General features: G+C 42.3%; 29 protein-coding genes, 1 tRNA gene and 1 pseudogene. 24 read left to right on the plus strand and 7 right to left on the minus strand.

Going from position 1 to position 25,946, the window contains the following annotated elements; all coding sequences use genetic code 11:
- Positions 1-273 precede the first annotated feature (273 nt).
- Positions 274-648: a Fur family transcriptional regulator gene (locus tag EZV76_RS00725; RefSeq protein ID WP_136564683.1), complete on the minus strand. Its 375-nt coding sequence runs from the start codon at positions 646-648 to the stop codon at positions 274-276.
- Positions 649-726: 78 nt separating this feature from the next.
- Here EZV76_RS00725 and EZV76_RS00730 point away from each other — a divergent pair, with 78 nt between their 5' ends.
- On the plus strand, positions 727-1,635 hold the full coding sequence (locus tag EZV76_RS00730) for an NAD(P)/FAD-dependent oxidoreductase (protein ID WP_136564684.1): 909 nt from the start codon (positions 727-729) through the stop codon (positions 1,633-1,635).
- Positions 1,636-1,645: 10 nt separating this feature from the next.
- Positions 1,646-1,970: pseudogene (locus EZV76_RS17270) on the plus strand (DUF4625 domain-containing protein).
- 10 nt (positions 1,971-1,980) lie between these two features.
- Here EZV76_RS17270 and EZV76_RS00745 read toward each other — a convergent pair.
- From EZV76_RS00745 to EZV76_RS00755, 3 genes are all read right to left on the minus strand, one after another.
- Positions 1,981-2,676, minus strand: a complete 696-nt coding sequence (locus EZV76_RS00745; RefSeq protein WP_136564687.1) for an LrgB family protein — start codon at positions 2,674-2,676, stop codon at positions 1,981-1,983.
- Positions 2,673-3,008 (minus strand): CidA/LrgA family protein, encoded by a 336-nt coding sequence (locus EZV76_RS00750; RefSeq protein WP_136564688.1) that lies wholly within the window; start codon positions 3,006-3,008, stop codon positions 2,673-2,675. Before EZV76_RS00750 ends, EZV76_RS00745 begins: the two co-directional genes overlap by 4 nt.
- 122 nt (positions 3,009-3,130) lie before the next feature.
- Positions 3,131-3,212: transfer RNA gene (locus tag EZV76_RS00755), tRNA-Leu, on the minus strand.
- Between the two features lie 160 nt (positions 3,213-3,372).
- Here EZV76_RS00755 and EZV76_RS00760 point away from each other — a divergent pair.
- The 3 genes from EZV76_RS00760 (at position 3,373) to pth (ending at position 5,700) form a co-directional block, all read left to right on the plus strand.
- On the plus strand, positions 3,373-4,314 hold the full coding sequence (locus EZV76_RS00760; RefSeq protein ID WP_136564689.1) for a ribose-phosphate pyrophosphokinase: 942 nt from the start codon (positions 3,373-3,375) through the stop codon (positions 4,312-4,314).
- Positions 4,315-4,333: 19 nt separating this feature from the next.
- A complete protein-coding gene (locus tag EZV76_RS00765) occupies positions 4,334-4,978 on the plus strand; it encodes a 50S ribosomal protein L25/general stress protein Ctc (RefSeq protein WP_136564690.1) in 645 nt (214 codons plus the stop codon).
- Positions 4,979-5,070: 92 nt separating this feature from the next.
- Positions 5,071-5,700 (plus strand): aminoacyl-tRNA hydrolase, encoded by a 630-nt coding sequence (gene pth, locus EZV76_RS00770; protein ID WP_136564691.1) that lies wholly within the window; start codon positions 5,071-5,073, stop codon positions 5,698-5,700.
- Here pth and EZV76_RS00775 read toward each other — a convergent pair whose 3' ends face one another.
- Together EZV76_RS00775 and EZV76_RS00780 are read right to left on the minus strand one after the other, a co-directional pair.
- A complete protein-coding gene (locus EZV76_RS00775) occupies positions 5,701-6,387 on the minus strand; it encodes a hypothetical protein (protein WP_136564692.1) in 687 nt (228 codons plus the stop codon). It lies immediately after the preceding gene.
- Positions 6,384-10,160, minus strand: a complete 3,777-nt coding sequence (locus tag EZV76_RS00780; protein WP_136564693.1) for a zinc-dependent metalloprotease — start codon at positions 10,158-10,160, stop codon at positions 6,384-6,386. Before EZV76_RS00780 ends, EZV76_RS00775 begins: the two co-directional genes overlap by 4 nt.
- Before the next feature lie 56 nt (positions 10,161-10,216).
- Between EZV76_RS00780 and EZV76_RS00785 the strand changes: the two genes are divergently transcribed.
- The 19 genes from EZV76_RS00785 to EZV76_RS00875 all read left to right on the plus strand — a co-directional run bounded on the left by EZV76_RS00785 (position 10,217) and on the right by EZV76_RS00875 (position 24,123).
- Positions 10,217-11,149 (plus strand): bifunctional riboflavin kinase/FAD synthetase, encoded by a 933-nt coding sequence (locus tag EZV76_RS00785; RefSeq protein WP_136564694.1) that lies wholly within the window; start codon positions 10,217-10,219, stop codon positions 11,147-11,149.
- Positions 11,150-12,466, plus strand: coding sequence for an HTTM domain-containing protein (locus tag EZV76_RS00790; RefSeq protein ID WP_136564695.1), 1,317 nt, complete (start codon positions 11,150-11,152; stop codon positions 12,464-12,466).
- A gap of 51 nt (positions 12,467-12,517) precedes the next feature.
- Positions 12,518-13,789: a serine--tRNA ligase gene (serS, locus tag EZV76_RS00795; protein ID WP_136564696.1), complete on the plus strand. Its 1,272-nt coding sequence runs from the start codon at positions 12,518-12,520 to the stop codon at positions 13,787-13,789.
- A 76-nt stretch (positions 13,790-13,865) separates the two neighbouring features.
- Positions 13,866-15,653 carry a tetratricopeptide repeat protein gene (locus tag EZV76_RS00800; RefSeq protein WP_201741803.1) on the plus strand — a complete coding sequence of 596 codons (1,788 nt, stop codon included), beginning with the start codon at positions 13,866-13,868 and terminating at the stop codon, positions 15,651-15,653.
- A 32-nt stretch (positions 15,654-15,685) separates the two neighbouring features.
- Positions 15,686-16,003, plus strand: coding sequence for a DUF4286 family protein (locus EZV76_RS00805; protein WP_136564697.1), 318 nt, complete (start codon positions 15,686-15,688; stop codon positions 16,001-16,003).
- Between the two features lie 3 nt (positions 16,004-16,006).
- A complete protein-coding gene (locus EZV76_RS00810) occupies positions 16,007-16,315 on the plus strand; it encodes a gamma-glutamylcyclotransferase family protein (protein WP_136564698.1) in 309 nt (102 codons plus the stop codon).
- Positions 16,296-17,204 (plus strand): 16S rRNA (adenine(1518)-N(6)/adenine(1519)-N(6))-dimethyltransferase RsmA, encoded by a 909-nt coding sequence (rsmA, locus tag EZV76_RS00815; RefSeq protein ID WP_136564699.1) that lies wholly within the window; start codon positions 16,296-16,298, stop codon positions 17,202-17,204. Before EZV76_RS00810 ends, rsmA begins: the two co-directional genes overlap by 20 nt.
- The gene (mgtE, locus tag EZV76_RS00820; RefSeq protein ID WP_136564700.1) at positions 17,191-18,543 is read left to right on the plus strand and encodes a magnesium transporter; all 1,353 of its coding nucleotides are present in this window, start codon (positions 17,191-17,193) and stop codon (positions 18,541-18,543) included. The genes rsmA and mgtE overlap by 14 nt, the downstream gene beginning before the upstream one ends.
- 9 nt (positions 18,544-18,552) lie before the next feature.
- Positions 18,553-18,918 carry a cupin domain-containing protein gene (locus EZV76_RS00825; protein ID WP_136564701.1) on the plus strand — a complete coding sequence of 122 codons (366 nt, stop codon included), beginning with the start codon at positions 18,553-18,555 and terminating at the stop codon, positions 18,916-18,918.
- An 18-nt stretch (positions 18,919-18,936) separates the two neighbouring features.
- Positions 18,937-19,869, plus strand: coding sequence for a 2-hydroxyacid dehydrogenase (locus EZV76_RS00830; RefSeq protein ID WP_136564702.1), 933 nt, complete (start codon positions 18,937-18,939; stop codon positions 19,867-19,869).
- Positions 19,870-19,878: 9 nt separating this feature from the next.
- Positions 19,879-20,295: a response regulator transcription factor gene (locus tag EZV76_RS17425; protein WP_136564703.1), complete on the plus strand. Its 417-nt coding sequence runs from the start codon at positions 19,879-19,881 to the stop codon at positions 20,293-20,295.
- A gap of 100 nt (positions 20,296-20,395) precedes the next feature.
- Complete coding sequence (locus EZV76_RS00840) at positions 20,396-20,902, plus strand: DUF4199 domain-containing protein (RefSeq protein ID WP_136564704.1); 507 nt, start codon at positions 20,396-20,398, stop codon at positions 20,900-20,902.
- Positions 20,903-20,909: 7 nt separating this feature from the next.
- A complete protein-coding gene (locus tag EZV76_RS00845) occupies positions 20,910-21,368 on the plus strand; it encodes an iron chaperone (RefSeq protein ID WP_136564705.1) in 459 nt (152 codons plus the stop codon).
- Entirely contained in the window at positions 21,365-21,751 is a 387-nt protein-coding gene (locus EZV76_RS00850; protein WP_136564706.1) for a VOC family protein, read from the plus strand. Before EZV76_RS00845 ends, EZV76_RS00850 begins: the two co-directional genes overlap by 4 nt.
- Positions 21,752-21,804: 53 nt before the next feature.
- Positions 21,805-22,245 carry a YtxH domain-containing protein gene (locus EZV76_RS17280; protein ID WP_236640823.1) on the plus strand — a complete coding sequence of 147 codons (441 nt, stop codon included), beginning with the start codon at positions 21,805-21,807 and terminating at the stop codon, positions 22,243-22,245.
- Between the two features lie 104 nt (positions 22,246-22,349).
- Entirely contained in the window at positions 22,350-22,673 is a 324-nt protein-coding gene (locus EZV76_RS00860) for an ArsR/SmtB family transcription factor (protein ID WP_136564707.1), read from the plus strand.
- A gap of 1 nt (position 22,674) precedes the next feature.
- The gene (locus EZV76_RS00865; protein WP_236640824.1) at positions 22,675-23,172 is read left to right on the plus strand and encodes a DUF6428 family protein; all 498 of its coding nucleotides are present in this window, start codon (positions 22,675-22,677) and stop codon (positions 23,170-23,172) included.
- Positions 23,173-23,182: 10 nt separating this feature from the next.
- Positions 23,183-23,674: a GNAT family N-acetyltransferase gene (locus EZV76_RS00870; RefSeq protein ID WP_136564708.1), complete on the plus strand. Its 492-nt coding sequence runs from the start codon at positions 23,183-23,185 to the stop codon at positions 23,672-23,674.
- Between the two features lie 26 nt (positions 23,675-23,700).
- Positions 23,701-24,123, plus strand: coding sequence for an arsenate reductase ArsC (locus EZV76_RS00875; RefSeq protein ID WP_136564709.1), 423 nt, complete (start codon positions 23,701-23,703; stop codon positions 24,121-24,123).
- Here EZV76_RS00875 and EZV76_RS00880 read toward each other — a convergent pair.
- The gene (locus tag EZV76_RS00880; RefSeq protein WP_136564710.1) at positions 24,120-25,940 is read right to left on the minus strand and encodes a GNAT family N-acyltransferase; all 1,821 of its coding nucleotides are present in this window, start codon (positions 25,938-25,940) and stop codon (positions 24,120-24,122) included. The two genes, EZV76_RS00875 and EZV76_RS00880, sit on opposite strands and share 4 nt — an antisense overlap.
- Between the last annotated feature and the right edge of the window lie 6 nt (positions 25,941-25,946).

Consider the following 25,946-nt stretch of genomic DNA (forward strand, 5'->3'; position numbering starts at 1 on the left):
TTGTTGTGAAATATCAGATATATGAGGAGAGCTCTTGAGTTAAGCTAATTACCTTTGACCAACAATACTTTTAAAGTATTGATAATCAATACGATATATTCTTCATTGCTTTACTTTGATACCATAACTTGGTAATGACTTTGAACATTTAGAAAAAATGAAGAATTTGCCTAGAGATAAATGATGCTGGCGGACACATCTTTTTTGGGAAAGCGGGAATAAAACTCAACTATAAAACGTATGCACTTGAGCCCTCAACCATTTTGCTCGGCTTTATGAGCAGTCAATACAAGTTCCGGTCAAAATACAGTTGACTCCCTCCACTGCATAGCCCACGGGCAACGAAAATTGTACTTCTTCCTTGAGGCACTCTATCGTCTGGCATTGGGTACACCTAAAATGAAAATGATGTGCCGGTATTTGATTTTCCCCACAGTTGATACAGAAAGCAAAATACTGTTTCCCGTCCTCGGCAACTATTCTGTGCACAATGCCATCCTCACAAAAATTATTAAGTACACGATAAATGGTTGCACGGTTTATATCGATGTCGATTTCCCGCTCAATGGCATCCTGGCTCATGGCCTTGCCTCTCCGTGATAACAAATCCAGTACCGCTTCTTTAGTGGGTGTGCTTCTTCGTTTCATAATTTATTAATGCGACTTTGTTGCAATAATAAAAATTCTTTCTAACTTTGGCAACCCAATTCCTCATAAAACCATAAAATGGAACAAAGTAGTGTTTTTGATGTGATCATAATCGGCGGCAGCTATGCTGGTTTATCAGCAGCCATGGCCCTAGGTAGATCTTTAAAAAAAGTCTTGGTGGTAGATTCGGGCGAACCCTGCAATAAACCCACGCCCCATTCCCATAACTTCCTTACCCAAGACGGGAAGACCCCTTCGGAAATTTCATCCATTGCCCAACAACAAGTGTCACAATACAAGACCGTTCATTTTTATACGGATGTTGTCATTGAAGGAAAAAAAACAGCAGAAGGTTTTGAAATCAGCACCCAATCCGGTGAAAGGTTTGAGGGCAAGAAGTTGATTTTTGCCACAGGAGTGAAGGATAACATTCCCAATATCCCAGGATTTTCTGAATGTTGGGGAAAAACAGTCATCCATTGTCCTTATTGCCATGGATATGAATTTAAAGGCAAAAAAACTGGTGTTTGGGGCCATGTGGAAAGGGCATTTCACTTGGCAGGTCTGGTCAACAACCTGACCGATGACCTTACCCTATTACCACATGGCGAAGACCAGCTTACCGTTGATCAAGCAAAAAAACTTCAACAACACAATATTAAAATTGAAGAAGGTGAAATCCATAAGATAGAACACAAAAATGGAAACATTACCCACATTGTCTTAAAAAATGGCAAGAAACTTCTCTTCGACGCCCTTTATGCCGCCATTCCTTTTGAGCAGCACTGTAAAACTCCAGAAACATTGGGTTGCGAGCTAACCGAGCAAGGATATCTTAAAATTGACGGGCTACAACGAACCACCGTTCAGGGCATATATGCCTGTGGGGACAACACAAGCCCTATGCGCTCGGTAGCCAATGCCGTACAACAGGGGAATTTTGCTGGGGCGGTGGTCAATAAGGAACTGACCGAAGAAACTTTTTGAATAAAAGTGTATGATTAGTATAAATTATAGCGGAGGGCTTCCACAGGCCTGCGAAGAGTTCCAAAGAAGACCGTCATATACGTTCTGGGCCATGGTCACCGATAATATGGGACTGGCAGCGTACTGTCTCAATATCCATCACAATTTTGAAAATCAAGTTCATGATTTTCATGGAAAACCACCCCATTGAAAATGGTGGGACTTCATTTGAAATCAACCTGATAGTCACCATCCCGGATGAAATTGACATGGGAGATTATCATTGTGCCTTTTCCGTGACCGATGTAAGCGTATGGCAGAGTAGGACTTCCATTGACATAAAAATTGTGGAATAAAACTACCTCCCTACGCAAAAATCCAATCTATGACCAAAGGGGTTACAATAGCGGTAACAAGGCCATTTACGCAAAGTGCCAACCCGCTATAAACCCCTGAAAGTTCACTTTCTTCCAAAGCGCGTGCAGTGCCTATGCCATGCGATGCAGTTCCCAGAGCCGTGCCTATGGCCGTTTTACTGGTAATGCCCAAAAACTTAAGGATATAGATTCCGAAGGCATTGCCAAAAATCCCAACGGCAATGACCACTCCTGCCGTGATGGATGGAACCCCACCGACTGACTTTGCAATTTCAATGGCTATGGGTGTAGTGACTGATTTTGGAGCCAAAGACCGCATCAATATTTCAGGAGCCTTAAGGGCCATCAGAATAAAAATTAAACTGAGTATACTACCAATACCTCCAACAAAAACGGCTATGCAAAAAGGCAACAAGTTGGATTTTATTTCATCCAACTTTTCATAAAATAGAACTCCAAGTGCCACCACTGAAGGCCCTAGAAAGAAACTGAGAAATTTTCCTCCACTGTCATAGGTCCCAAAATCCACATCAAAAACTGACAAGAGAAGTATAAGCACAAAAATGGTAACCAAAATAGGAGTTGTCAAAGCCCATTTCACCTTCTTATGTATACCTTGGGCTAAAAAATATATGGCCAAGGTCAAAAACACCCAGACTACTGGTAAGGACAGAAAGGTTTTCATTTCTTCTGCAGTTTTTCTTGAATAAATGCTGTGAGGTAAAGTGTTAGTATTGTACTTCCCAAAACCGCCAAACCAATGGAGAACCAATGTGCTTTAATGGTCTCAAAATGTACCATCAACCCTACACCATAAGGCACAAAAAACAGGACCAAATATTTCAGTAGTTTATCAGAAGCCGGTTTCACCATTTCCAACTTGATGAGTTTAAATTTCAATGCCAGAAATATCAATACCATTCCGATGATGTTCCCTGCTATGGGAACCTTAAAAATGTAATTCACAAATTCTCCAAGAATGAGAAAAAGAAAAATAATGGTTAAGGATTTGAGCATTCCATCATCGATTTAGGCTGAAATTTAAGGCTTCATGATGTAATCCTACATACAAAAGCAAAATTTTGTACTCCGGAATGAAAAAATCCCAGTAGACTTAAGTCTACTGGGATTTTGGGAAGTACCTTGGGTGGGAATCGAACCCACACGTCCGAAGACACTGGATTTTGAATCCAGCGCGTCTACCAGTTCCGCCACCAAGGCATTTGTGGTGTTTTTCAAAATGGACTGCAAAGCTAAAAAAATAATTTAATTCCCCACCAAAAAATACTTGTATTTATCCTTTAGCAACCCAAATTAATTTTTAAATTTGCACCTCTTTATCAGAAAGCATCGTTAAAAAGCTAGACAACAAGAGTTTGCAATGGCCTATCAAGTTCCTGAACCCAAAATTTTCGCATGTACCCAAAGTATTGAACTTGGCAGAAAAATAGCTGCTTCATACGGTGCTGATTTGGGAAAGATACAGTTTTCCAGATATAGCGATGGGGAATTCCAGCCTTCATTTGAGGAATCTATTCGTGGGGCACGTATTTTTATTATTGGTTCCACCAATCCTAGTTCGGAAAACTTAATGGAAATGTTGTTGATGTTGGATGCCGCCAAAAGAGCTTCCGCAAGACACATTACCGCAGTGATGCCTTATTTTGGTTGGGCCAGACAAGATAGAAAAGATAAGCCCAGAGTACCCATAGCCGCAAAGTTGGTGGCCAAGATGTTGGAAACGGCGGGAGCTACAAGGATCATTACCATGGACCTTCATGCAGACCAAATCCAAGGCTTTTTTGAAAAGCCCGTAGATCATCTGTTTGCTTCCACGCTATTCCTTCCTTATTTAAGGAGCCTCAATTTGGATAATCTTTGCATTGCTTCCCCAGATATGGGAGGATCCAAAAGGGCTTATGCTTATTCCAAGGCATTGGAGTGCGATGTAGTTATCTGTTACAAGCAGCGGGCCAAGGCCAATGTCATCTCCCACATGGAACTTATAGGGGATGTTCAGGGCAAAAATGTGGTTTTGGTAGATGATATGGTGGATACCGCTGGTACGCTTACCAAAGCAGCGGACCTTATGATAGAGCGTGGGGCCGAAAGTGTTCGTGCGGTTACCACACACGGATTGCTGTCCGGCAATGCTTACGAAAGAATAGAGAACTCAAAGTTGACGGAACTGATCATTACGGATTCAATTCCCGTTGACCATAAACAGAATAAAATAAAGGTATTGAGCTGTGCCGACCTTTTTGCAGACGTTATGCATAGAGTGCACCACAACACCTCAATATCTTCCAAGTTTTTAATGTAAATCAATTTAATATATTACAATGAAGTCAATTACAATCAAAGGATCCCAAAGAGAAAGCGTGGGCAAGGTATCTACCAAAGCCTTACGTAATGCTGGAAAGGTCCCTTGCGTGCTGTACGGAGGGGATACACCAATACACTTTTCAGCTGATGAAATTTCATTCAGAGATTTGGTCTATACACCCAATGCACACACTGCTGTGATTGAGTTGGAAAACGGCCAAAAATTTGACGCGGTATTGCAGGACATTCAATTTCACCCTGTAACCGATAAAATTTTGCACATCGATTTCTATCAATTGTTCAAGGACAAACCTGTTACCATGAACATCCCAGTTCGTTTGGAAGGAAATTCCCCTGGGGTACGAAATGGTGGACGTTTGTTGTTCAGAAAGAGAAAACTATCCATCAAGGCATTGCCAGAGTTGCTGCCTGATTTTATTACTGTGGATATTTCCAAACTAAGGATAGGTGGAACAATTGCGGTTGAAACCATCTTGAATGACGATTATTCCATCCTCCACCCAGATAGTACCGCAATTGTACAGGTGAAAGCATCCAGAACTTCAGTTGATGAAGTGGAAGATGAGGATGAAGAAACAGAAGAAGGCGCTGAAGCCGCAGCTGAAGGTGGCGACGCCCCAGAAGCTGAAGCTACAGAATAGTTTCTTATCCAATAATAGATTACAAAGCATCCCATTCGCGATTGAGCAAATAATGGGATGCTTTTGTATTTTTGGACAAACACATAATCTAGATGATCAGGTTTATAAAAACATGGTTTGCCAAAAAACAACCCCTGATACAAGAGACAGATTCCATGAAAAAATTCCTTATAGCCGGACTGGGAAACATTGGATCCGAATATGAAGAAACCCGTCACAACATTGGGTTCAAAGTGTTGGATTTTTTGGCTGAACAGGAAAGCTTCTCTTTTGAAAGTGCCAAATTAGGCGCTGTGGGTACATTTAAACACAAAGGAAAAAGTGTTCTGTGCCTTAAGCCTTCCACCTACATGAACTTAAGTGGAAAATCCGTAAACTACTGGATGGAAAAGGAGAAAATTCCTTTGGAAAATGTTCTCATTATTACTGACGACATCAATCTTCCCTTTGGTACCATCCGCCTAAAAACCAAAGGCAGCGATGGGGGGCATAACGGATTAAAAGATGTACAGAACACACTACAAACTTCCCAATACAACCGTTTCCGATTTGGGGTCGGGGCAGAATTCAGTAAGGGAAAACAAGTGGACTATGTTTTGGGCCAATGGAACGATGAAGAGCGCAAAGCTCTACCCGAACGTTTGAAGAAATCGGCCGAACTTGTACTTTCTTTTGTGTTTTCCGGAGTAAAAAACACCATGAACCAATTCAACGGCTCCTAATCAGTTCACCTTAAACTCAAACACTCCAGAATCCGAAGTATTTCCTTCTTCATCTGTGGTAATTATTTTCCAGTAATACGTAATCCCGGAGGTAACGCTTACATTAAATTCTGTGGTAGCTGTTTCAACTTCACCCAAAGAGGTGGTTGGCGGATTCTGGTCTGAGAAAAATACTTCAAAGGAAACAATATCTCCCTCCACGTCTGCACCTAACCATTCCAAAGTTACTTCGTTGGCGATATCCTTCAATACGGTTGAACCGGAAATAGGAGACACCGCTTGAGCCGGAAATGGCGCATAGGTTGTTTGGGAGCCCGCATTATAGAACAACCATGTTTCACTGCTTACCACTTGATCGGACTGGTTGTTCGTAGATGATACAGACCACGCAAAAGGTGTTCCCTTGGCTATTGATAAACTAGCTGATGTAGCAGCTGTTGATATGGTCTGGGGAACATTGGTCTCTAAGTTTACCACATTCAGGGTATAGCTACTAGTATTGGCCGAAGCCATCCATCGAAAGGTAACCTGACTTAGATTTTCACTGACACTCACTCCAGTTGTACATTCTGAGTTTTCATCAGGAAACACAAGTTCCGCCGCTTCCGGGATTGAAGGTCCATCATCACCTCCTCCACAGGAAACCAACAAAACAAGCATTGATATACCTATAAAAAGCCGCTTCATTTTTTTATCAATTTAAATCCTTCCTTAATCTCTTCTGCTTCAACTTGAAGATAGTATGTGCCACGAGGCAGTTCCGAGAAGTCCATTTCCAAGCTTCTACCGGTCGCATTTTTAATGTGACTCATCACCAACCTACCATTGGAGGAAAATACTTTTATGGATACGGAACCCACATACCCATTCAGGTATACCTGAGCCATACTTTCCACAGGATTTGGGAACAAAACAGGTTGTAGGGTATTCAATATGGTTTTCTCCACCACGCCTTGGCATGGAAGGTCCGTATATACCTTTAAGGTATTCCGGCCCTCCTTTAAGGGTAACTCAATTTTGGAATTTTCCGTTTGTGTGGCCAATCCGTTCAGTTCAACCGTGTAGAAATTGCCACCATCCATTGTAAGTTCCAAAAAGCCATTCTCTACAATGGCATCCACATCCAAAACATCAGGTTCGGATACAACAATAGTAAAACAAGCTTCCCTGTACGTAATGAGTCCACTGGTTCCGGTAATACAAAGCGAATACGTTCCAGCGCTTAAATTTTGAAAGGTATGGGTATCCGTAAAATCCATACTTACCGGAGTTCCACCTCCATCCAAAACAGCTGAATATGCTATCGCCGTATCCGTTGCGGTCACGACCACTGAGCCATCGTTATTGCTCCTACAGGTCTCACTTGTTATCTCAACTTCAAAATTATCAGCAGCAAAACGGTAGACTGCACACCCATTGGTATCTACCTCCACGCCTTTTGGCGTTCCCAAGCAAAGGTCATCCCCATCATCAAAAACCCCATCTTCGTCCTCGTCCGGTCTAAAGTTTCCTTCCACACAAATTTCCAAGGAAAAAGCAATAAGCTCACCCCCATCACTAGAAGCATTGTCTTTTACTTCCAATACCCATTCCCCTAAAATGGATTCCCCCTTGAGCGATGCCAAAGAACCCAATGGTGCTACCGTACCAGTGATTGCGGGATTACCAGCACATACAATAGGGACTCCATCGTCATCAAAAACTGCGTTGATATTATTCAATCCTCCACATGTACTGGAAATTAGTGCAACCCGAGTTCCTTCGGGCGATATCAGGGTCACCATTAAATCTTCCAAATAGGTATGGTTCAATTCTAAATTTACATTGATATCAGAAACGGGTAAATCCTCAAAAAACTGTATGGATGAAGTAACTGTTGGGGTACCTACATTGGAAATCTCCAAAGGCAGACCTTTTGATTCAAAGGTTTTACAATTTACTTGTGTTGTGGTAAAACTGAATGGTGTTCCAAACGTACCCACGCCACAATCGTTACTTGGGCGCACTCTCCAAAAATACTCGGTAAGCCCTTCTAAATTGGCTGGCTTGTAAAAATTAAAGGGACCCGATGCAGATTCGATCACGTTGGAAAATGCAACATCAGTGGCAATCTGCACATCATAATTGGCATACAAGGGGTTGGCCTGCCATTCCAATAGAGCGTTCAATGAAACATCGGCCTGGACATTGGATGGCGATACCAAAACAACATCCGCAAAAGTTGCATCCTCTATCGTAAGAGATAAAATTACATCCTTGGTCACCGATGTTGAAGTCGATGTAACTGTGATATCATAAACTCCTGGAGCAACACTCCCTGTGTTGGAAAGAGTTAAATCCACCGATGTGGCATCGGTACTTGTATTCGTTGGGGAAAAAACCGCTGTTAATCCCACGGGTACATCAGCAGAAAAGGTAGAATTCTCACTAAACCCCGAAAAAGTCCTGTAGGTGAAAGGAATTACTATATCATTAGGTTGGCATACCACATAAGACAATTCGGCAAAATCCAAAACCACTTCCGATTCTTCAATGGTAAAATTTGAAGCATTGACCGCAAAGAAAATATTATCACTGGCCTTTACCATGATACGGGCCGTTGAGGTTACGTTTCCGGGAAGAAGCACTTCCTCTACCCCATCATTAAGGACATCATTGGCCAAGGCAATAGGAAAAGTGACACCTCCATCCAAAGAAAGAAAGATGTCCACCGTCTGGGCATCAACAGGCAAAATATTGGTATTGGCGACATCCCAAGTAATTTCTTGGATAGATCCCGCAGCATATGTTTCAGCAGCGGCCTGTGAGGTTACCACAAAAGGGCCTGCAGCTTTGATCACATGAACATCCAAAACATCCGAGATAACCTGCCCCCCTCCAGATGCATTGTCCCGTACTGTACAAGCAAAGCTCAAGGTTCTTTCAATTTCTGATACCGTCTCCCAAGCTTCGTTTTCTGCCGGCATGGTCTGCGTAAGGTTACCTTGAATAACTTCGGATAACCGTGGAAAATATCTTTTTGGGTCTGGGGAAGGTGGTGAAGACCTAAAATTGGCCCCACTGGGGTTGGTTGGCCCAAAGGTATTGGTGGTTACCACACCATTGTTAATCTGCTCCCAAGTATAGGTAAGCACATCCCCAACATCTGGATCAGTGGCATTCCCTTCCAATACAAAAGCAGTACCTTTCGGAATTATAAAGTCATCTACAGGAGATAATACTGGAGGTGAATTGGTAAGCGCTGTTGTTTGGGCACAAGTTGTGGATTGCACATAATTCGATATTTGAAGAATGCTATAGTAATGAAAATAGTCGTCCCCATTGGGAGCTACATCGTTTCCATCAACAATGCCCGCATATCCCATAATGGTTGTTCCACTTGCAGGTTCTGCTTGAACACCTGTTCCCTCTGATTCAAAAGACCAAGTATGGTTGGCTCCAAATTGATGCCCCAATTCGTGCGAAACAAAATCCAAATCAAAAACATCTCCTTGTGGTTCAAAAGCTGAAGAAAATGCACTTCCCTTTTGATTATCCACACACACGGCTCCTATAAAACCAGCATTGCCATTGTTTTGTGCAACCGAAGACACCTTGTTGAACAAATGCCCAACATCATAATTGGCCTCGCCTATAATGGTGGTCAAGGTATTCTGTACTTGGGAATTTAGGTTCCCGTTATAGGGGTCCGATTCAGGGTCAGTGAAAATTACCAAATCATTATTGGGCACCAACTCCAAGGTAATGCCCAAATCTGTTTCGAAGACCTCATTTATCCGTGTCAGTGTTGCATTGATGGCTGCCAGGGCATCAACTACCGTACCGCCGTGATAGTTGGTATACTCTCCCGTTGCTGAAACAGCAATTCTATATTTTCTAAGAACTTGGTCGTCCACCAAGGGCACAATGGTCTTTGCTGTTAGGCTTTGCTGAATTTTCTGCGTTCCACAAATAAAGGCGTCCTTGGCCGAGCCACTCGTACCTTCTTTATATAGTACATAAGCATTGGGCTTGTTCAGGACCGGCTCCATGAAGTGCTTTTCCCGATTGCCTAAATTTACAACCATACTCTGGAGCCCCTTGTGCGAGCTACTGAGCTTTATTTTGTACTTACCATCTTGGCTCACCCCGGAAAAAGACCTGATGTTGGGATATTTTTTGGCCAAGTCTGGATGTAGAACCGGGGTTTCCGTAAGCAAAAAGGGAACTATTTCACCATTCCCATTGGGAAGATCCACAACAACGCTTTTGCCTTTGGAAACATGGGAGGGCTTGATCTTCTCCGAAAAAATACTTTTGTCCAAGGAAAATACGGCTTGGGCCTTTCCTATATCCTTTATTGATGGGCTTTTAAAGCCTGATTCCTTGGCAACCGATTTCCAATAAGCCTGCTGCCCAAATGCACAAAAGCAGCTAAAAAGTATGGTTATTGAAAAAACAAGGTGTAATTTAGCTTTCATACATAGTTTGGGCATAGGTCAATTTCAAAAATAAGCCTTTTTTATTTCTTGATTAGGTGGAAACAATCCAGGATATTTCTCTTTTTAAACGCAATACGCATCAAACGGCTATCACCATCGGCACTTTTGATGGAGTCCATATGGGACACCGCAAGATATTGGAACGCCTCATAAATAGTGCCAAAAATACAGGATTAAAGTCTACAGTACTCACTTTTTTCCCGCATCCCAGAATGGTTCTTCAAAAAGATACCGATATAAAACTGTTGAACACCATTGAGGAAAAAGCACAGATTCTGAATGCATTGAACTTGGATTATCTTATTATCCACCCATTCACGAAGCATTTTTCCAGACTTTCTGCAACGGAATTTGTTCGCGACATTTTGGTAAACAACCTGAAAGCCAAAAAAATTATCATTGGTTACGACCATAGATTCGGCAGAAATAGAAATGCAAATATCCAAGACCTTATTGCCTTTGGCAGCACCCTTGATTTTGATGTCGAGGAAATCCCTGCCCAAGAAATCGATGCTGTTTCTGTAAGCTCCACAAAAATTAGGAATGCACTTTTGGAAGGCGATATTGCCACAGCAAACAGCTATCTGAGCTACGCCTATATGCTTACCGGAATCATAAAAAAAGGAAAAGGACTTGGTAAAAAGTTCGGATTTCCCACGGCCAATCTACACATTCCCGAAACCTACAAACTCATCCCAAAAAATGGGGTATATGTAGTAAAGAGTACCATTAACGACAAGGAATATTTTGGGATGATGAACATTGGTTACAATCCAACCGTGTCTGGAGGATCCGAAAAAAGTATTGAAATCAACTTTTTTGAGTTCGAGGGCAACCTGTACGACAAAAAAATACAGGTAAGCATCTTACATCGCATCCGGGATGAGCACAAATTTGATTCTGTTGAGGAACTTCAACAACAATTGGCAAAAGATAAGGATTACTCGTTGGACCTAATTTCCAAATAAATGTTGTCCCAATTCCTTTTCAAAAAGATTGACAATGCCCAATTGGTGGTATTTCGAATATTTTATGGGCTTTTGGTCAGCGCAGAATGCTACGGCGCCATTGCTACTGGGTGGGTCCGGCGAACCTTGATCGAACCCAAATTCACATTCTCCTTTATTGGGTTTGAGTGGCTACAGCCGCTTCCAGGAAATGGCATGTACGTCTATTTTGGCATAATGGGCACTTTGGGAATCTTAATAACCATAGGTTATAAATACCGCTATAGCGCCTTGGCCTTTGCCCTAATGTGGACAGGGGTGTACTTGATGCAAAAGACATCCTACAACAACCATTACTATTTATTAATGCTTTTGGCCTTCATCATGGCATTCCTGCCTGCCCAAAAGGATGCCTCGTTGGATGCCAAATTAAATCCAAAGTTGCATTCCCATGCCATGCCTAACTGGGTAAGATGGACCATTATCCTTCAATTATTTATCGTCTACACCTATGCCTCAGTGGCCAAACTGTATGGAGATTGGTTGGATTTTAGCATCATAGAACTGTTGATGAAATCCAAATCCGATTATTTTTTGATCGGGGACCTTTTACAGGAAAAATGGGTACATAAGATCGTGGCATTTTTCGGAATATTTTTTGATTTGCTCATTGTGCCGGCCCTACTTTGGAAACCTTCCCGCAAAATCGCCTTTGTCTTGGCCATTTTTTTCCATTTGTTCAACAGTATAGTATTTCAAATTGGGATTTTCCCTTACCTATCCTTGGCATTTACGGTCTTCTTTTTTGAGCCCCAAACCATTAGAAATCTATTTTTAAAAACCAAAAAGGTAGTTGTTGAACAAACCCAAATACTGCCCAAAAATCGCAAATGGATATTGGGCATCTTGGGCGGATATTTTCTTGTGCAACTCATTCTCCCGTTGCGCCATCATGCCTTTCAAGATGATGTGTTATGGACCGAAGAAGGTCATAGGCTCAGTTGGCGGATGATGCTACGCAGCAGGTCCGGAACCATTCGGTATAGAGTGGTAAACAAAAAAACAGATAAAGTAACGTTTATTGACCTTGGGGATTACCTCACCAAAAAACAGCGTAGAAGAGTAGCCTGTTATCCTGATTTTGCATGGCAGTTTGCCCAACATTTGAAAAAGGACTACGCCAACAAAGGTGAAGATGTCCAAGTATTCGTTACCAACAAGGTAAAAATCAATCAAGGTGAGTACTATAAGTTTATAGACCCAAAGGTCGATTTAGCCAGCGTTCCTTGGAAACATTTTGCCCACAACGACTGGATCTTACCCTCTCAAAAAGAATAATTGTTTGGCACGTCTTCAGATTGAATTAAATTTGCGACTCAAAACTAGGCCATGCTTCAATTACAAACGATTCGGGAAAACAAGGAAAGCATCATTGTAGCTCTAAAAAAACGCAACATTGATGCCGAACCTATGCTGTCAAAAATCATCGAACTGGATGAAAAAAGACGTTCCATCCAAACTGAACTGGATGCGACCTTGGCCGAATCAAACAAACTTTCCAAAGAGATTGGCATGCTTTTCAAATCTGGAAAGGCACAGGAAGCCAATGCCCTTAAAGAGAAAACCGCTGGATTGAAAGAAACCTCAAAACAGTTGGGGGATGACTTGAATGCAGCAGCGGCCGCCTTACAGGAGCAGTTGTATCAAATTCCAAATGTCCCACACCAAACTGTTCCCGCGGGAAACACGGACGAGGATAATGAAGAAATTTTTAGGGAGGGCGATATCCCCTCTCTTGAAGAAGGTGCATTGCCCCACTGGGAATTGGCCAAAAAATATGACATCATCGATTTTGAGCTCGGCGTAAAGGTTTCCGGGGCTGGTTTCCCAGTTTATAAGGGAAAAGGTGCCCGTTTACAGCGCGCGCTCATTTCCTATTTCTTGGACAAAAACACCGAAGCCGGGTACACCGAAGTTCAGCCACCTCTCATGGTGAATGAGGCCTCTGGTTATGGAACAGGACAATTACCCGACAAAGAAGGGCAAATGTACCATGTTACCGCAGATGACCTGTACTTGATTCCCACGGCGGAAGTTCCCATTACCAATTTGCATAGGGATGATATTTTGGCTGAATCCGATTTCCCCATAAAATATACAGGCTACACTCCTTGTTTTAGGAGGGAGGCCGGAAGCTACGGCGCCCATGTACGCGGCCTTAACCGCCTACATCAGTTTGACAAGGTGGAAATCGTTCGTATGGAGCACCCCAACAATTCATACGCTGCTTTGGATGAAATGGTGGAACACGTCAAGGGCCTACTTCAGGATTTGAAATTACCCTATCGTATTCTTCGTCTATGTGGTGGCGATTTAGGCTTCACCTCTGCCCTAACCTATGACTTTGAGGTGTTCTCCACAGCTCAGGACCGTTGGTTGGAAATCAGTTCTGTTTCCAATTTTGAGACATTCCAAGCCAATCGTCTAAAGCTACGCTTTAAGGATGAAAATGGAAAAAGCCAGTTGGCCCACACCTTGAACGGAAGCGCTTTGGCCCTTCCAAGAGTTCTGGCCGGTATATTGGAAAACTATCAGACCAAAGATGGCATTAAAATCCCTGAGGTTTTGATCCCCTACTGCGGATTTGAGGTCATAGACTAAGGATTTCACCGATTATTGGGATTCGATTAACAGAATACCGCCCTTTTCTGCGTTATATTTGAAATAAAACCAGCTATTGAGGCTCCTTCTATTTCTCATATCATGCATTTTAGTGCAATCGCTTTCCTATGCTCAAGAGGACTTTCTGGCCAAGCAGTATTTTACCGATGGTGATTATGAAAAGGCCGTCGTCTTCTACGAAAAGTTGGTAGAGAAAAACCCAAGACGTACTGACTATGCCGAAGGTCTGGTGGCCTGCTACCAACAATTGGAACTGTATGAAGATGCCGAAATCTTTCTTTTGCAAAAAATAAAGGACACCTATGCCTTCCCCACCTTTTTTATTGAATTGGGCTACAACTATACATTGCAAGACCAAGCTGAAAGGGCAACCACCTATTATGACCAAGCTATCCAAAAAATAGAGGAAAACCCAAACTTCGGGTATAGTGTGGGATACCGATTTCAAAAATATGCCCTCTTGGAGTATGCCATAAAAGCCTATACCCGGGCCATGGCCTTAAAACCAGATTTGAACTATGATTTTCAATTGGCAAGAATTTATGGGGAACAAGGAAATATTGAAGCAATGTACCAATCCTATCTTAATCTCATTTGGGAAGGGAGAACCAGTCGAGCCAACGTCCTCCGAAATATAGATGATTTTATTTCGGAAGACCCATCAGATGCCAACAATGTACTGCTACGAAAAGTGTTGCTAAAAAATGCGCAAGAATCACCAGACATTCTCTGGAATGAACTATTGAGTTGGCTCTTCGTGCAACAAAAACAATACAACAGTGCATTCAGTCAAGAAAAAGCCATTTTTAAGCGTACCAATGAAGCCTCTGAAGATCGTTTGGAGAACCTGGGGCATATTGCCCTTGAAGACAACGATCTTGAAAATGCCGTGTCCATTTTTGAATACCTTGCGGAAAACAGTGCGGACCCTAACAGCAAATTGAATGCGCAACTCAACCTTATTGACATTGAATTAAAAAATCCAACGGATAGAGTTTTGGACCAGGTTGAAAAGAAATTTCAGGATTTGGTTGCCACATATGGCAATGAAAGCCGTACCCTACAACTGCAGATCGCATATGCCAATTTCTTGACTTTTAAAAGGGAACAACCCGAACCTGCCATTGCCATTCTCAAGGAAAGTCTTGAGCTTCCAATGGGGCGCACTATCACAGCTTATGTAAAATTGGCCTTGGGTGATATTTTGGTGTACGACCAAAAATTCAATCAGGCACTTATCTATTTTACCCAAGTGCAGAAGAGCCTCAAAAATGATGTCCTTGGCCAGAACGCCCGATTTAAAGTGGCCCAAACCAGTTTTTATAAAGGTGATTTTGATTGGGCACTTACCCAATTAAAAGTCCTCCGTGGTTCTACCTCACAGCTCATTGCCAACGATGCCATGCAACTGAGCCTTTTGATTTCGGACAACTCCTTGGAAGATTCTACCCAGACTGCATTGAAAAAATATGCCCGTGCCGACCTGTTGGCCTATCAAAATAAAAACGAAGAAGCCATTGAGGAACTGGAAGACATCCTTCAAAACCACAAAGGGGAAAAAATCGAAGATGAGGCACTATTGAGACAAGCCCAACTTTTGGAAGCACAAAAAGACTACGAAAGTGCAAGGTTCAACTACCAAAAAATAGTAGAGTTCTATGCCGATGGGATTTTGGCCGATGATGCACACTTTGCACTTGGGGAATTGTACAGAAACATCCTTGAAGAACCTGAAAAGGCCAAAAGTCATTATGAGAAAATCATTTACAACTATCAGGACAGTTATTATTTTCCACAGGCCCGAAAGAATTTTAGACGACTCCGTGGCGATGCCATTAATTAATAGTTCCCTACATTAGATTCAAAAAAAAACCTATGCTCATTTACAATGTTACCATCAACATAGATAAAAGTGTGCACGATGAATGGTTGTTGTGGATGCGTGACAAACACCTCCCGGACATGTTGGCAACCGGAAAATTTACCCATGCCAAAATGGTAAAAGTTTTGGTTGAAGAAGATATGGGCGGAGTTACCTATTCCATTCAATACACTACAAAGGACAGACAGACCTTGGAATTGTACTATAAAGAAGACGCTGAGCGATTACGGGGCGATGCCCAAAAATTATTTCCCAATAAGTTTGTGGCTTTCCGTACAGAACTTGAAGTCATCAGTCAGCAAATACCCTAAACCTTGACCTACCTTTTCACCTATGGTACCTTACAAGACCTGCAAGTACAGGAATTTGTATTTGGACGTACCATTGATGGACTACCTGACCATTTACTGGGATTCAAAAAACTTGAAAATGCAGTTTACGAAAGGTACCCATTGGTAGTTCAAACCCAAAACCCCCAGGATAAAGTAGAAGGTAAAGTTTACGAGGTTTCTGAAATCGACCTAAAAAAGGCCGATATTTATGAAACCCATGCCTACAAACGTCAAAAATTCCCTTTGGAATCTGGCAAAAAGGCATGGGTCTATGTCGAAAATTCCAAGTAACTTGCAAAAAAACCCCGTGTCCAAAAAGAACAAAAAAAAGTCTGGCAATGGTAGGCCCTATCGTAATGAAAATGAGCAGGGAAATGGTGCTGTAAAAGCCAAAAAACATTTGGGCCAACATTTCCTGAAAGACGAAACAGTTGCACAAAAAATAGCGGACACCCTTAGCCTTAATGGTTATACCAACGTTTTGGAAATAGGTCCGGGCATGGGTGTACTCACCAAGTATCTTTTACAACGCGATATAGAATTGGTGGCCATGGACCTGGATGAGGAATCTATTATCTACCTAAACCACAGTTTTCCGCTGGAACATGCAGAGATTTTAAAAAAGAACAATCGCCTTAACATTCTCGAAGCTGATTTTTTGAAATTCGATTTAAGGGACCTTTATGGCGATGAGCAATTTGCCATAACAGGCAACTTCCCATACAACATCTCGAGCCAGATTGTTTTTAAGATGTTGGAAATACGGCAACAGATTCCAGAGTTTTCGGGAATGTTCCAGAAAGAAGTTGCCCAACGTATTTGTGAAAAACCCGGTAGCAAAACGTATGGCATCCTATCAGTGTTGGTACAAGCCTTCTATGAGGCTGAATATTTGTTTTCCGTACCGCCTCAGGTTTTTGATCCGCCCCCAAAGGTACATTCGGGGGTTTTGCGACTTACCCGAAAACCAGGCCTAAAGTTACCTTGTGATGAACACCTTTTCTTTAAAGTGGTGAAAACCTCTTTCAACCAAAGACGGAAAACGCTTCGTAACAGCCTTAAAACCTTTGATCTTTCCGATAATCTCAAAGAAGATACTATCTTTGACCAACGCCCAGAACAGCTCAGTGTGGCAGATTTTGTAACGTTGACCCAAAAGATAGCCAATGACCCCGTTTAAACTTACAGACGAGCTTTTAGAAGAAATCCAGCAACTGATAGCGGAACATAAAAATGCCGCCCTCCAAGCCATGATGCAGGAGTTCCACTATGCGGATATTGCCGAAATAGCCGATGAACTCGATGTAGAGGAGGCCACCTATCTCATTAAGCTACTGGACAGTGAAAAAACATCGGATATCCTTGCTGAAATGCACGAGGACATCCGAGAGGCGGTATTAAAAAACCTTACTGCCAAGGAGATTGCTGGAGAGCTGGGGGAACTGGACACGGATGATGCTGCCGATATTATCAATGAGCTTCCCAAAGAGATGGTCCAAGAGGTCATCTCTGAAATCGAGGACAGAGAACACGCCAAGCACATTGTGGACCTGCTCCGCTATGATGAGGATAGCGCCGGTGGACTTATGGCCAAGGAATTGGTCATGGTAAACGAGAATTGGAACGTGCTCACCTGCGTCAAGGAAATGCGTGCCCAGGCCGAAAATGTTACAAGGGTACATTCCATATATGTGGTAGATGACGAAGGCAGGCTCAAGGGCAGGCTTTCATTAAAGGATCTGTTGACCACATCTACCAAAACCAACATCAAGGATGTATACATCCCAAAAGTGGATTCCGTAACGGTCAACGAAAAAGGGGAAGAAGTGGCAAAAATCATGTCTAAATACGACTTGGAAGCCATTCCCGTGGTTGATGAAGTAGGCAGATTGGTAGGCCGTATCACCATTGATGATATTGTGGATGTAATTAAAGAGGAAGCTGACAAAGATTACCAATTGGCTGCCGGTATATCTCAAGACGTGGAGGCTGATGACGATATCTGGGTCCTGACCCGTGCCCGATTGCCTTGGCTCATGTTAGGCCTTTTGGGTGGTTTGGGAGCTGCCGCGATTATGGGCGGATTTGAGGAAATGATATCCAAACATGCGGTTCTCTTCTTTTTCACTCCATTGATAGCGGCCATGGCGGGTAATGTTGGGGTACAGTCCAGTGCCATCATTGTGCAAGGTCTCGCCAATGATGATCTCAAAGGAAGTATTAGCAACAGGCTTGTCAAGGAAATGTTATTGGCACTCTTGAACGGACTCATTTTGGCTGTCTTACTTTTGTTTTTCACATGGTTTTGGAAAGGATCATTCAGCACGGCCTTGGCCATTTCCCTGTCACTCGTAGTGGTCATTGTTGTAGCAGGACTGATAGGCACCTTTATCCCACTCTTCCTTCATAAAAGGAACATAGATCCAGCTATAGCCACAGGACCATTTATTACTACTAGCAACGACATTTTTGGAATCCTGATTTATTTTTTGATCGCCAAACTCATCTTGGGCATTTAAGACACAACCATGAAATCCATCAATCTAAAGCAAAAACATGCCGAATTCACCAATCAATGGCACCCACACCAAATAGCTGTGGTAGATGATATGCAAGTGCTTTTGGCCAAGTTGCAAGGAGAATTTGTCTGGCATGCCCACGAACACGAAGATGAACTGTTCCAGGTCATCAAAGGCACCCTTTATATGCAATTTAGGGATCGGACCGAAGTGGTAAAGAAAGGAGAAATTATTGTGGTGCCCAAAGGAGTGGAGCACAATCCCATGACCAAAAATGGAGAGGAAGTGCATGTGCTCCTTTTTGAAAAATTGACCACGGCCCATACTGGCGATGTTCAACATGAAAAAACACAGACCGTTTATCCCAAAATCTAGGAATTGTATATTTAGCTTATGAAAGTTCTCCACCTGGACACCAATCACCCTTTACTTTTGGAACAATTTGCCCAATTGGGTTTTGAAAATCATGAAGATTATTCCTCTTCCAAAGAAGAAGTGGAGCAAAAAATACATGAGTTCGACGGTGTGATCATCCGTAGTAGATTTACTATAGATCAGCAATTTTTGGACAAGGCATCCAACTTAAAGTTTATTGGCCGTGTTGGTGCAGGATTGGAAAACATTGATGTGGAATATGCCAAACACAAGGAAGTTTTTCTTGCTTCGGCCCCTGAAGGTAACCGAAATGCCGTGGGTGAGCACACCTTGGGCATGCTTCTGTCTTTAATGAACCACATGGGAAAGGCCAACCGTGAAGTAAAAAAAGGAAAATGGGACCGCGAAGGGAACCGTGGCGTGGAATTGGATGGCAAAACCGTGGGCATAGTAGGCTACGGAAACATGGGCAAGGCATTTGCGAAAAAACTCAGGGGCTTTGATGTGGAAGTCATTTGCTATGATATTGTGGGAGGCGTTGGCGATGAAAATGCCCGCCAAGTCGGGATTATGGAGTTTCAACAAAAATCAGATGTGATAAGCCTTCATGTACCCCAGACCGAACTTACTGTGGGCATGGTCAATTCAGAGTTTATAAACGGATTCCATAAACCTTTTTGGTTGTTGAACACGGCCCGGGGAAAATGTGTGGTGACCAAGGACTTGGTCATTGGGCTAAAATCCGGAAAAGTATTGGGTGCCGGATTGGATGTGCTGGAATATGAAAAGAAGTCCTTTGAGAACATGTTCATCCAAAAACCCAAGGCCTTCAAATATCTTAGAAAGGCCAAAAACGTGTTACTGACTCCCCATGTGGCCGGATGGACCGTAGAAAGCAAGGAAAAGTTGGCCCAGACCATTGTGGATAAGGTGAAAGCAAGATTTTGCTAATTTAACAGGGTGAAAAAAACCATTTTTGTTTTTTCGGCATTGATCATTGCCCTGCTCTTTCTTTTCAAATTGGGCAAATATGCCTATTTCTCCGGCGACATTTCCATGGAGATTGGTATTGCTGTAATTGCCCTTGTATTTTTCTTTATTGGCATTTATATCAATAAAAAAGCACTTCAGAAAAAGAAACCCGAATCTCCTGTCGTTGACATAAAAAAAATTGAACAGCTGGGCATCAGTAAACGAGAATACGAAGTGTTGGTAGAGATTTCCAAAGGGCTGTCCAATAAGGAAATTGCACACACTCTTTTTGTTTCGGAAAGTACCATTAAAACCCATGTCTCCAACCTGCTGGTAAAGCTGGATGCCAAACGTCGCACCCAAGCCATCCAAAGAGCTATAGACCTTCAGATTTTATCCGTTTAAGACCTTTTTTACTCTAAAGTTCCATGGTTTTGGTACTTTAGTATGAGCTTCGATTCCCTCGGCACAACTACTTTTGGGTCAATTATATAACTAAAAAATCATGAAGAGAACAGTCTTGAAATTCGGTTTGTATGGAGCCTTTACCATTTGTATCCTTTTTTTGGTGAGTTGGTTTATCTTTGGCAATCTCCCATATTCCACCCAAGAAGTCCTGGGTTATGCATCCATGATTTTATCATTGGGATTTGTCTTTTTGGGCATTAAATATTATCGGGATAAAGAGAATGAAGGGAGAGTACGTTTTAAAACCGCCCTACTGATTGGGGTATTCATCAGTTTAATTACCGCTGTGGCCTTTGGTATTTTGGATGTCATCTACACCGAAGTGCTCAACCCAGATTTTATGACAGAATACTATGACCGTAGCGCCGATAGCTTAAAAGCATCCCTTCCCCCTGAACTTGTTGAACAAAAATTGATGGAGCTTGAAGCTCAACGGGAATTGTTTTCCAATCCATTGATGTCCTTTGCACTCATGGCCATGACGGTCTTTGTGATTGGGTTTATCATTTCCCTACTTTCGGCATTGATTCTACAACGAAAATAAACTTCTCATGACCCTAGATGCACAGACACCGGATGAATATATCAGTAAAGTACCTGAAGACCGTAGGGAAGCTGTTTCCAAATTAAGGGAAACTGTAAAGCAGCATCTACCCAAGGGTTTTCAGGAGTGTATCAGCTATAAAATGATTGGCTATGTGGTTCCTCATTCACTCTATCCGGATGGATATCATTGTGACCCGAGCTTACCCCTACCCTTTATCAACATTGCTTCGCAGAAAAATTTCATAGCCCTCTATCATTCCGGTATTTATGCCAACCCCAAACTTCACGATTGGTTTGTAAAGGAGTACCCAAAGTACGTATCTACTAAATTGGATATGGGCAAAAGCTGCATCCGTTTTAAAAACAGCAAGAATATTCCCTTTGAACTGATTGCCGAACTATGCCAAAAAATGACCCCTAAGGATTGGATCACTTTATACGAACAAAACATTAAAAAATCATGAAACAAAGAGTAACAGGAATCGGAGGGTTTTTCTTTAAAACCAAAGACCCCAATAAAATCAAGGATTGGTATAAGACCCATTTGGGCTTGAACACTGACCAATACGGTTGTTCCTTCTGGTGGAAAGACAAAGAAGGTAACGACTGTATGACCCAATGGAGCCCCTTTGCAGAAGACACCACCTATTTTCAACCCAGTGAAAAACAGTTCATGATGAACTTTAGGGTAGAGAATTTAGTGGAATTACTGGAAGCCCTAAAGAAAGAAGGGGTAACCGTTGTGGGTGAAATAGAGGAATACGACTACGGAAAATTTGGATGGATCATAGATCCTGAGGGCAATAAATTGGAGCTATGGGAACCTGTTGATAAAGCATTTCTTTAGATATTGAATTATTTGCTACATTTAGTAATCGTTTAACCAACACATTAAAAACCATGTCTGAAGAAAAAAAAGACTTAGGAGATAAAGCTGAAGAAGCTTTTGACAAAGCCAAAGATGCAGCAAAAGAAGCTGCGGAGGAAGCCAAGGAAGCCGCCAGTGATTTCAAGGAGGATGTAAAGGAAACCTTTGACCCCAAAAATCCTGACAGCGGTAAAACGGTTGCCCTTATTGCCCATTTGACTTTGATCGGATGGATCATAGCCATCATCATGAACAGCAGCAACAAAACCGAAATAGGTTCTTTTTATGTAAGACAGGTACTTGGGATTTTTCTGGTTGGGTTTGTTTTGGGAATTATCCCTGTGGTAAACCTTATTGGATGGATATTCCCAGTTATTCTTTGGGTGATTAGTTTGATCGGAGCCATAAACGGAACCCAAAAACCGGTATTTTTGGTGGGTGAACACTTCCAAAACTGGTTCAAGAGCCTATAAAACAGATACAAAAAGCCAGATTTTTTTCCTTCTGGCTTTTATTTTTATTTACTTTATCGTAATATTGCAATATAAAATAAAGATTCAAAGAAAAATACGCTCATATGGGAGCCTCCAAAACACATATATTTTCACCAACGCATAACGAATTGGCCCAAATAGCCAAGGTCATGGCGCACCCTGCGCGCGTGGCCATCCTGGAATACATTAGCAAACAGGATGCTTGTATATGCAATGACTTGGTGGATGTTATCGGTCTGGCCCAACCCACCATATCACAACATTTGAACGAAATCAAGAAAATTGGGTTGCTCAAAGGGACCTTTGAGGGGAAAAATCTTTGCTATTGTATTAACCAAGAACGCTGGGAAGAGCTTCAAGAGGCTTTTAACACCTTCTTTTCCAATATTAACCGTAATTGCTGTTAACATGAAAACATCAGAATTTTTATCCATCCTTCAACAACACCAAGACAAAAGTCTACTTTTTGAATACACAAAAGATCAGTTCGTTGGAGCCAATTATCATATTACCGAAGTAAAAAACATCACTGTGGATTCCGTTGACTGCGGCGCTGGTACAGATTTTTGGAAAGAGACCGTGGTACAACTTTGGGAAAGTCCCAAGGAAATTGGCAAAAGGGATTTCATGTCTGTCTACAAGGCCCTTTCCATTTTAAAAAAGGTGGACAGGATAAAACCCATGCAAAAAGATGCCGAAATCAAGTTTGAATATAGCAACGACAACTTTCATACTGCCCAGTTATATGTAGATGACTACACATTGGATGAAAAACAGCTCACATTAAAACTGTCTGTTGAGAAAACAGATTGCAAGGCCAAGGAAACCTGTGGGGTCGAACCAACATCAACCACCTCAGCGGTTGAAACCGAAGCTTGTTGCTCCCCTGAATCCGGTTGTTGCTAAAAAAGAGGTCATGTTGATCCGTAGCATGAAAGCTTCTGATTGGGAGCAGGTACAACAAATCTATACTGAAGGTATGGCCACTGGCTTTGCCACCTTCGAGACCAAGCCTCCCAGCTATGAAAATTGGAATCTGTCCCATGTGGACTCTTGTAGATTGGTTGCTGAGGAAAATGGCATTGTATTGGGTTGGACGGCATTGTCACCAGTTTCAAGTAGATGTGTTTATGGAGGTGTGGCCGAGGTAAGTGTATATATTGGCTCCAAAAGCCGTGGAAAAGGCGTTGGAAAACAGCTTATGCTACAGCTCATTACCGAAAGTGAAAAGGCTGGGTTTTGGACATTGCAATCCGGTATTTTTCCCGAAAATAAAGCAAGTGTAAAACTCCATGAAACAGTGGGTTTTCGCTATATTGGCAAGCGCGAACGCGTGGGCAAAATCCACGGGGTCTGGAAAGACAACCTTTTATTTGAAAAGCGTAGTAAAAAGGTAGGAATAGAATAATCATCACATCAAAAACCAAATAAAAAATGAAAAACGTATTGGTACTTTGTACCGGAAACTCCTGCAGAAGTCAAATGGCCCATGGCTACCTCAACTATTTTCAAGATAAGCTAGCCAACATCTATAGTGCAGGGATAGAAACCCACGGACTAAACCCTGGGGCTGTGGCCATCATGAAAGAAGACAGGGTGGACATTTCCAACCATACCTCCAACCATGTGGATGAATATGCTGGTATTGATTGGGACTATATCATCACTGTATGCGACCATGCCAAGGAAAACTGCCCTTTTATCCCGGCCAAAAATGCCATACGCATTCATCAAAACTTTTTTGATCCCTCTAAGGTCAAGGGTTCGGAAAAGGAAATCCACGATGCTTTTTTAAAGACTCGGGAAGAAATCAAGGAGTTTTGCCATGATTTTGTCAAGGAGGAGTTGAGAAGCTAATCCACATTGTGGGTAGCTGGACCTTCAGCCAGTTTTCGTTCCAATTCTGCTTGAAATTCTTCCATAACGGGCTTTACCGTACTTTCAGGTAGGTCCGCAATCCGTATGTACATGAGTCCGTCTACGGAATTATTAAATAGTGGATCCACATTAAAGGCCACCACCTTGGCGTTCTGTTTGATATATTTTTTGATCAAAACGGGCAAACGAAGGCTCCCTGGCTCTACTTCACTGATCAGTTTATCAAACTTATTGAGGTCGGCTTGGGTCTCATCAAAAACAAATTCTTTGTCCGCATCATTGAGCTTTACCTTAAACTCCTTTTTGGGACGGATATATTGTGCCACATAGGGATCCCAATAATTGGATTTCATGAATTCGATCATAAGGGACTTGGAGAAATTGGAAAACTGGTTGCTGATGCTTACCCCTCCTATCAAATATTTATGTTCTGGATGCCGCAATGTGGTATGCACAATTCCTTTCCACAATAGAAAAAGGGGCATGGGTTTTTGTTGATATTCCTTGATAATGTAGGCCCTTCCCATTTCGATGGATTTTTCCATCATTCCATAAAGTTCCGGCTCAAAACGGAAAAGATCCTGAAGGTAGAACCCATCTATCCCATATTGATTGAAGATTTCGGATCCCAATCCCATACGGTAAGCCCCAACAATTTTCTTATCCTCATCATCCCATAAAAAGAGATGGTGGTAGTAAGAGTCGAACTTATCCAAGTCAATGGCATTGTTAGTCCCCTCACCTACTTCCCTAAAGGTGATTTCCCGCTGCCTTCCTATTTCATTCAAGATAAAAGGAATATCTTTCTGTTGGGCCAGATACACCTCATAGTTCTTGCTCTGGAGCACCCTGCAGTCCTTTTCCCGTAATTTTTCTATCTCCCCTTCCAAAACTTTGGAATTGACCGGTGTGGCTATTTTTTTGGGCGGTTTGGGAATCTTTAATGTCGTCGGGACCTTATCGATCAAACGTTCCTTCTCGAACACATTGGCCAAAAGATACGTTTTCTTGCGTAGCAGCTCCGTGTAGGATTCCAAGGTCTCTTCTTCGTTTTGAGTAGCCACGGAAATGGGCTGACCTATACGCACCTTAATAGGTCTTCTGCTCTGCGATGTCAGTTCCGAGGGCAGCTTGGCCGTCCTAAAAACATCGTTCATTTTGGACAACCGATAAAAGAGTCGACTATTGCGGGCATGAAAGTAAATAGGCACCACAGGAACCTCGGCCTTACGAATCAGTTTAATGGCTGCTTCTTCCCATGGGCGGTCCACCACCAATTTGCCATCGCGATATGTGGACACTTCCCCTGCAGGAAAAATCCCCAATGGATGTCCCTCCTGTAAATGTTTGAGTGCATTCTTGAATCCCATAATACTGCTTTTGGCATCCTTATGGCTCTCAAAAGGATTTACGGGCATAATGTATGGTTTCAACGGTTCTATGCGGTGTAGCAAAAAGTTGGCTATGATTTTAAAGTCCTGACGTTCATTCAACATCAGTTTCAACAAAAGAACACCATCTATACCTCCCAAAGGATGATTACTGATGGTGATATATGGTCCTGTTTTGGGAAGTCGTTTTAAATCTTCCTCCGGAACTTCAAAATCAATTTCGTAATGTTCTAAAATGGCATCCAGAAATTCAGGTCCAGGGAGCTCCTTATTTCTGTTGTAAAATCGGTTTATGGTAGTAATCTTGGTAGCCACCATTAAAAGCCATCCAACAAAAGTGCCCAAAAAGCCATACTTGTCCAGATGAATCACCTTTGCTACCTCTTTCGCAGAAACCAGCCCCATGTATAT

Source organism: Flagellimonas alvinocaridis (assembly GCF_004916895.1).
In the GTDB taxonomy this organism is placed as follows: domain Bacteria; phylum Bacteroidota; class Bacteroidia; order Flavobacteriales; family Flavobacteriaceae; genus Flagellimonas; species Flagellimonas alvinocaridis.